Source organism: Streptomyces sp. NPDC056883, assembly GCF_042788835.1.
In the GTDB taxonomy this organism is placed as follows: Bacteria; Actinomycetota; Actinomycetes; order Streptomycetales; family Streptomycetaceae; genus Streptomyces; species Streptomyces stoeckheimensis.
The window spans coordinates 71,916-79,283 of sequence record NZ_JBHUBS010000025.1; the positions used below are offsets into that span (position 1 = coordinate 71,916).

The window sequence follows — 7,368 nt, forward strand, 5'->3', positions numbered from 1 at the left end:
AGTCGGTTAATCCCCTGTGGTGTAATTGGCAGCACTGAGGCTTTTGGTGCCTTATGTTCGGGTTCGAGTCCTGACAGGGGAGCCCACGGTCCGGGTCCTGACTTCGCAGTCGGGACCCACCCTCGTTTAGGGCCTTAAACCCACCGGTATCCTTCACGGGTCCACCACCCGAAGCCGAAGGGCACACCCGTGAGCGCCAACCGCCCGGCAGCCGTCGTCGTACTCGCAGCGGGTGAAGGCACCCGCATGAAGTCGGCCACACCCAAGGTTCTGCACGAGATCAGCGGGCGCTCGCTCGTCGGTCACGTCGTCGCCGCCTCCCGCGAGCTGGACCCCACCCACCTCGTCGTCGTCGTCGGCCACGCCCGCGAGCAGGTCGTCGCGCACCTCGCCACGATCGACGCCGACGTCCGCACCGCGGTCCAGTACGAACAGAACGGCACCGGGCACGCCGTCCGGATGGCCCTCGAAGAGCTCGGCGACCGGCCGGCCGGCACCGTGGTCGTCGTCTGCGGCGACACCCCGCTGCTGACCGGCGAGACCCTGGCCGCACTGACGGCCACGCACGAGGCCGACGGCAACGCCGTCACCGTGCTGACCGCCGAGGTGCCCGACTCCACCGGCTACGGCCGGATCATCCGCGGCACCGACGGGGCGGTCACCGCCATCGTCGAGCACAAGGACGCGACCGACGCCCAGCGCGCCATCCGCGAGATCAACTCCGGGGTCTTCGCCTTCGACGGCGCCCTCCTCGCCGACGCCCTCGGCAAGGTCCGCACCGACAACAGCCAGGGCGAGGAGTACCTCACCGACGTGCTCGGCATCCTGCGCGAGGCCGGCCACCGCGTCGGCGCGGCCGTGGGCGCGGACCACCGGCAGATCCTCGGGATCAACAACCGGGTCCAGCTCTCCGAGGCCCGTGCCCTGCTGAACGCCCGCCTGCTGGAGCGCGCCATGCTCGCCGGCGTGACGATCGTCGACCCGGCGAGCACGCTCGTCGACGTGACGGTGACTTTCGGCCAGGACGCGATCGTGCACCCCGGCACCCAGCTGCTCGGCACCACGCACATCGCCGAGCAGGCCGAGGTCGGCCCCAACACCCGCCTGAAGGACACCCACGTCGGTGCGGGCGCCCGGGTGGACAACACCGTGGCGGACACCGCCGTCGTCGGCGCCTCGGCGAGCGTCGGCCCCTTCGCGTACCTGCGTCCGGGCACGAACCTGGGCGCGAAGGCCAAGGCCGGCACGTACGTGGAGATGAAGAACGCCACGATCGGCGAGGGCACCAAGGTCCCGCACCTGTCCTACGTCGGCGACGCGACGATCGGCGAGTACACGAACATCGGCGCCGCCAGCGTGTTCGTGAACTACGACGGTGAGCACAAGCACCACACCACCGTCGGCTCACACTGCAAGACGGGTTCGGACAACATGTTTGTGGCTCCCGTCACCATCGGGGACGGCGCCTACACCGCCGCCGGCTCCGTGATCACGAAGGACGTGCCGCCCGGCGCCCTGGCCGTGGCCCGTGGCCAGCAGCGGAATATCGAGGGCTGGGTGGCCCGCAAGCGTCCGGGAAGTGCCGCCGCAACGGCGGCTCAGTCGGCGGTCCACGAGGACTCCGACGAACGCTGAGGTGAACTGACCGGAAACGGCTACGCCCGAGACGGCGTACCGTGATAGGTGAACGCAATTCGGCTGGCTCACCGTGTGCGGGACGGACGCACATGGGGGCGAGCAGCTTTCCCACGTCTGAGGAGACAGTGCTGTGACCGGGATCAAGACGACCGGCGAGAAGAAGCTGATGCTCTTCTCCGGCCGCGCCCACCCCGAGCTGGCCGAGGAGGTCGCGCACCAGCTCGGTGTCGGCCTCGTGCCGACCAAGGCTTTCGACTTCGCGAACGGCGAGATCTACGTCCGCTTCCAGGAGTCGGCGCGTGGCGCGGACTGCTTCCTGATCCAGAGCCACACGGCTCCGATCAACAAGTGGATCATGGAGCAGCTGATCATGATCGACGCGCTCAAGCGCGCGTCGGCACGCTCCATCACCGTGATCGTCCCGTCCTACGGGTACGCCCGCCAGGACAAGAAGCACAAGGGCCGCGAGCCGATCTCGGCCCGCCTGGTCGCCGACCTGCTGAAGACCGCGGGTGCCGACCGCATCCTCACGGTCGATCTGCACACCGACCAGATCCAGGGCTTCTTCGACGGCCCGGTCGACCACCTTTCGGCCCTGTCGGTCCTCGCGGACTACGTCGGCGCCAAGGTCGACCGCTCCAAGCTGACGATCGTCTCCCCGGACGCCGGCCGCGTACGCGTCGCCGACCGCTGGTGCGACCGTCTGGACGCCCCCCTGGCGATCGTGCACAAGCGCCGCGACAAGGACGTCGCCAACCAGGTGACCGTCCACGAGGTCGTCGGTGAGGTCAAGGGCCGCGTCTGCGTCCTGGTCGACGACATGATCGACACCGGTGGCACCATCTGCGCCGCCGCCGACGCGCTCTTCGCGCACGGCGCGGAGGACGTCATCGTGACGGCCACGCACGGCATCCTGTCGGGCCCGGCCGCCGACCGCCTGAAGAACTCCAAGGTCAGCGAGTTCGTGTTCACGAACACCCTGCCGGACCCGTCCGACCTGGAGCTCGACAAGATCACGGTGCTGTCCATCGCCCCGATGATCGCCCGCGCCGTGCGCGAGGTCTTCGAGGACGGCTCGGTCACCAGCCTCTTCGAAGAGCAGCAGTAAGCACGTCCGCTGTGCGTTAGATCATTTTTGGGTACGGCCTCCCCGCCGGGTACACTCCTTGAGTTGCTCGGCGAGGGAGGCCGTACCTGTTTTCGGACGGGTAGGGATGCTCCGTTATCGACGCGCTCTTCGTAGCAGGCCGTGTTCCGGCCGGGTGACTGTCGTCCATTTCCGTCACCCCACGAGGAGTGAGCATGTCCGAGATCAAGCTTTCCGCGAAGGTCCGCGAGAACTTCGGCAAGGGTTCCGCCCGTCAGGCGCGTCGTGACGCCCTGACCCCCGCGGTCATCTACGGCCACGGCACCGACCCGAAGCACGTCAACGTGGACGCCCACGCGCTCCAGCTGGCGCTGCGCACCCCGAACGTCCTGATCTCCCTGGACATCGCGGGCGCCGGCACCGAGCTGGTCATCCCGAAGGCCGTTCAGAAGCACCCGCTGAAGCGTTCGATCTCCCACGTCGACTTCCTGATCGTCAAGAAGGGCGAGAAGGTCACCGTCGACGTCGCGATCGTCACCGAGGGCGAGCTGGCCCCGGGCGGCAACATGCTGGAGACCCTCCAGAACACCATCTCCGTCGAGGCCGAGGCCACGCACATCCCGACCGAGGTCACCGTCTCGATCGCGGGCCTGGAGGCCGGTGCCACCATCACCGCCTCCGACCTGGTCCTGCCGGCCGGCACCACCCTGGCCGTCGACGGCGACATCGCCGTCCTGCAGGTCATCGGCGCGGGCGCCGAGGAGCCGGCCGCCGAGAGCACCGAGGCCTGAGCCTCGCCGCTCACCTTCAGCACTTGCTGAACGACCGCCGTCCGGCTCCACTGGAGCGGGACGGCGGTCGTCTTCGTATAAGGAGCTATTGATGTCGGACGACGCGGCGCCCTGGCTGATCGTGGGTCTCGGGAACCCGGGTGCGGAGTACGCGGGCAACCGCCACAACATCGGTTTCATGGTCGCCGACCTGCTGGCGGAGCGGATGCGCGGCAAGTTCAAGGCGCACAAGGCCCGCGCCCAGGTCGTCGAGGGCCGGATGGGCCCGCCGGGACCGCTGAACCGGCGCGTGGTGCTGGCCAAGCCCATGTCGTTCATGAACCTGTCCGGCGGCCCGGTGACGGCGCTGCGGGACTTCTACAAGGTGCCGCTGGACCGGATCATCGCGGTCCACGACGAGCTGGACATCGACTACCCGACGCTGCGGCTGAAGCTGGGCGGCGGGGACAACGGCCACAACGGGCTGAAGTCGATGACCAAGGCGATGGGGCCGGACTATCACCGCGTGCGCTGCGGCATCGGCCGGCCGCCGGGCCGGATGCAGGTCGCGGACTTCGTACTGAAGGACTTCTCCTCCACGGAGCGCAAGGAGCTGGACTGGTTCGTCGACCGTTCGGCGGATGCCGTGGAGTGCCTGATCCAGGAGGGCCTGGAGCGCGCGCAGTCCACGTACAACAGCTAGGGGGGCCAACAGCTGATACGGGCAGAGGGCCCGCACACCTTGTGGTGTGCGGGCCCTCTGCCGTGCCGTACGAAACCTCAGCCGGTGTTGCGCAGGCCGGCCGCGACGCCGTTGACGGTGAGGAGCAGGGCCCGGGAAAGGATCGGGTCCGCCTCCTCGCCGCGCTCGGCGGCCGCCCGCTGGCGGGCCAGCAGGGAGACCTGGAGGTAGGAGATCGGGTCCAGGTAGGCGTCGCGGACCGAGAAGGTCTGCTGGAGGACCGGGTGGGAGTCGAGGAGCTTCTCGCCCCCGGTGATCCGCAGGACCTCGCGGACGGTGAGCTCGTGCTCGGCCTCGATGCGGGCGAACACGTGCTTGAGCTCGTCGGGCACCAGGGTGTCGACGTAGTGGCGGGCGATCCGCAGGTCCGTCTTGGCCAGCGTCATCTCGACGTTGGACAGGAAGTTGCGGAAGAAGTGCCAGCGCTCGCCCATCTCGGCCAGCGCGTCGCCCTGGCCGGCCTCGCGCAGGGCCTTCAGGCCCGAGCCGACCCCGTACCAGCCCGGGACGATCTGGCGGGACTGGGTCCAGCCGAAGACCCACGGGATGGCGCGCAGGCCGTCGAGGCCGGCGCCGGAGTCGGGACGGCGCGAGGGGCGCGAGCCCAGGTGCAGGTCGGCGAGCTGGTCCACCGGGGTGGCCTTGAAGAAGTACGCCGGCAGGTCCGGGTCCTCGACGAGCTCGCGGTACGCGTCGTGCGCGGCGTCCGAGACGGTGTCCATGGCCGCGTCCCAGCGGGCCAGGTCCTCGTCGGACTGGCGCGGGGCGGTGTGCAGGGCGGAGGCCTGGAGGGTGGCCGCGACGGTCAGCTCCAGGTTCTCGCGGGCCAGCGAGGGCACGAGGTACTTGTCGGAGATGACCTCGCCCTGCTCGGTGACCTTGATCTCGCCCTCCAGGGTGCCCCAGGGCTGCGCGAGGATCGCGTCGTGCGAGGGGCCGCCACCGCGGCCGACGGTGCCGCCGCGGCCGTGGAAGAGGCGCAGGCGCACGCCGTAGCGGTGGGCCACGTCGCGCAGCCGGCGCTGGGCGCGGTGGATCTCCCACTGGGAGGTGGTGATGCCGCCGAACTTGGAGGAGTCGGAGTAGCCGAGCATGACCTCCTGGACGTCGCCGCGCAGCGAGACGAGGCGCCGGTAGGAGGGGTCCGCGAGCATCTCGTCGAGGATGACGTCGGCGGCCTTGAGCTCGTCGGTGGTCTCCAGGAGCGGCACGATGCCGATCTTGGCCCAGCCGCCGTGCAGGTCGATGAGACCGGCCTCGCGGGCGAGGACGGCCGCGGCGAAGACGTCGTCGGCGCCCTGGCACATCGAGATGATGTAGGACTCGATGACCTCGGGGCCGAACTTCTCGAAGGCGTCCTTGATCGCACCGAACACGCCGAGCGTCTTCTGGCCGGCCGCGTCGAGCGGGGCCGGGGTGGGCGCCAGCGGGCGCCGCGAGCGGAGCTCCTTGGCCAGGAGGCGGCCGCGGTAGTCGCGGGGCATGTCCGCGTAGCGCCAGGACTCCTCGCCGAGCCGGTCGAAGAGCTGGCCCAGCGCGTGGTGGTGGGCGTCCGCGTGCTCGCGCACGTCCATCGTGGCGAGCTGGAGGCCGAAGGCGGCCAGCGTACGGATGGTGCGGTCCATGCGGCCATCGGCGAAGAGCGCGCCGCGGTGCTCGCGCAGGGAGGTCTGGATGAGGGTGAGGTCGGTGAGCAGCTCGGCGGTGCCGAGGTAGTCGCGGCCTTCCTCGTGCGGGATGCCCTTGGCGAGGCGCTCGCGGGTGTTGAGGAGCTTCTGCCGGATGCAGGTGGCCTTGAGGCGGTACGGCTCCTCCGCGTTCAGCCGCTTGTAGCGCGGGCTGATCTCGGGGAGGCGCTCCAGGTCGGCCTGGAGGGAGGTGAGGAGTTCCTCGGTGACACCGGTGTAGCGGATGGAGTTCGACAGCAGTCCGCGCAGGAAGTCGATGAGTTCCAGGGCGTCGGTGATGCCGTGCTCGTGCTGGAGGATCAGCACGTCCCGGGTCACGTCGGGGGTGACGTTGGGGTTGCCGTCGCGGTCGCCGCCGATCCAGGTGCCGAAGGTGAGCGGGCGGGTGCCGGCCGGGATCTCGATGCCGACGCGCTGGAGCTCGGCGGCGAGGTCCTCGAGGACGTCGCCGACGGCGCCGGCGTGCAGCTCGTCGAGGTAGTAGATCGCGTTGCGGGCCTCGTCGGCGGGCTCGGGGCGGACCACGCGCAGTTCGTCGGTCTGCCAGACGAGGTCGATGTTCTCCGCGAGGCGCAGGTCGTGGCGGCGGCGCTCGCCGGCGCCCGAGACGGGCTCCTCCAGGAGGGCCGCGATGCGGCGCAGCTTGTTCAGGACGCTGCGGCGGGCGGCCTCGGTCGGGTGCGCGGTGAAGACGGGACGGACGTTGAGGTTCTTGACCGTCTCGCGCAGGTGCTCGGGGTCCGCGTCCTTGAGCATGTCGGCCGTGCGGGCCAGCAGGCCGCCCTCGGCGGCGCGGTGGGCGCGCAGCTCCTTGCCGCGGTGCACCTGCTCGGTGACGTTGGCGAGGTGGAAGTACGTGGAGAAGGCGCGCACCAGCTTGGCGGCGGTCTCCAGGTCGGTGTCGCCGAGCAGCTCGGCGGCGGCTTCGCCGTCCGTGCGGGTGAGGGCGCGCACCTTTTCTACGAGGTCGAGGAGGTCCTGGCCCTCCTGGCGTACGAGGGTCTCGCCGAGGAGGTCGCCGAGGCGGCGGATGTCCGCGCGCAGCTCGGCGTTGGCCGCGCCGGCGGGGGTCGTCGCCGGGGCGGTGGTCGAGTGGGCCTGGTCGGCACTGCTCACAGGTGCGGCTCCTTGCAGTGTTTCGAGCGCTACTGGGAGGTGGGCCCCGGATACGCGCGGTGGTGCCCGCCCGGACCTGGGTCCGGCGGAGCCACCGCTCCTGATGCGCAGCTCGGGCTGCCCGTGCGGACCGCGCTGTCCGACGACACCAGGATAGGTGGCCCATACCGGTGACCAGGTCCCTGTGTCACCAGGCGGGACGACGGCCCTGCGACTCGGGCCGATCGGCCCCCGCCCGGTGCCGCGGTGGGGGGGGGGGGGGGGGAGCGGAGACCGGAAACAAAGAAAGCCCACCTCCTTCCCCAAGAGAAAGGTACCCCTAACCCT

The 7,368-nt window shown here is 70.1% G+C and carries 5 protein-coding genes and 1 tRNA gene; 5 read left to right on the forward strand and 1 reads right to left on the reverse strand.

What is annotated here, in order from left to right; all coding sequences use genetic code 11:
- Nucleotides 1–10: 10 nt before the first annotated feature.
- From ACFRU2_RS37910 to pth, 5 genes are all read left to right on the forward strand, one after another.
- Nucleotides 11–82, forward strand: a tRNA-Gln gene (locus tag ACFRU2_RS37910).
- A gap of 107 nt (nt 83–189) precedes the next feature.
- Nucleotides 190–1,635, forward strand: coding sequence for a bifunctional UDP-N-acetylglucosamine diphosphorylase/glucosamine-1-phosphate N-acetyltransferase GlmU (gene glmU, locus ACFRU2_RS37915; RefSeq protein WP_382980860.1), 1,446 nt, complete (start codon nt 190–192; stop codon nt 1,633–1,635).
- A gap of 133 nt (nt 1,636–1,768) precedes the next feature.
- Entirely contained in the window at nt 1,769–2,746 is a 978-nt protein-coding gene (locus ACFRU2_RS37920; RefSeq protein ID WP_112451977.1) for a ribose-phosphate diphosphokinase, read from the forward strand.
- 194 nt (nt 2,747–2,940) lie between these two features.
- Entirely contained in the window at nt 2,941–3,516 is a 576-nt protein-coding gene (locus ACFRU2_RS37925; protein WP_250737437.1) for a 50S ribosomal protein L25/general stress protein Ctc, read from the forward strand.
- Between the two features lie 91 nt (nt 3,517–3,607).
- Entirely contained in the window at nt 3,608–4,198 is a 591-nt protein-coding gene (pth, locus tag ACFRU2_RS37930) for an aminoacyl-tRNA hydrolase (RefSeq protein WP_274553062.1), read from the forward strand.
- 77 nt (nt 4,199–4,275) lie between these two features.
- Here the strand turns inward: pth and ppc are convergent, their stop codons facing one another.
- Nucleotides 4,276–7,041, reverse strand: a complete 2,766-nt coding sequence (gene ppc / locus ACFRU2_RS37935) for a phosphoenolpyruvate carboxylase (RefSeq protein ID WP_382980862.1) — start codon at nt 7,039–7,041, stop codon at nt 4,276–4,278.
- Between the last annotated feature and the right edge of the window lie 327 nt (nt 7,042–7,368).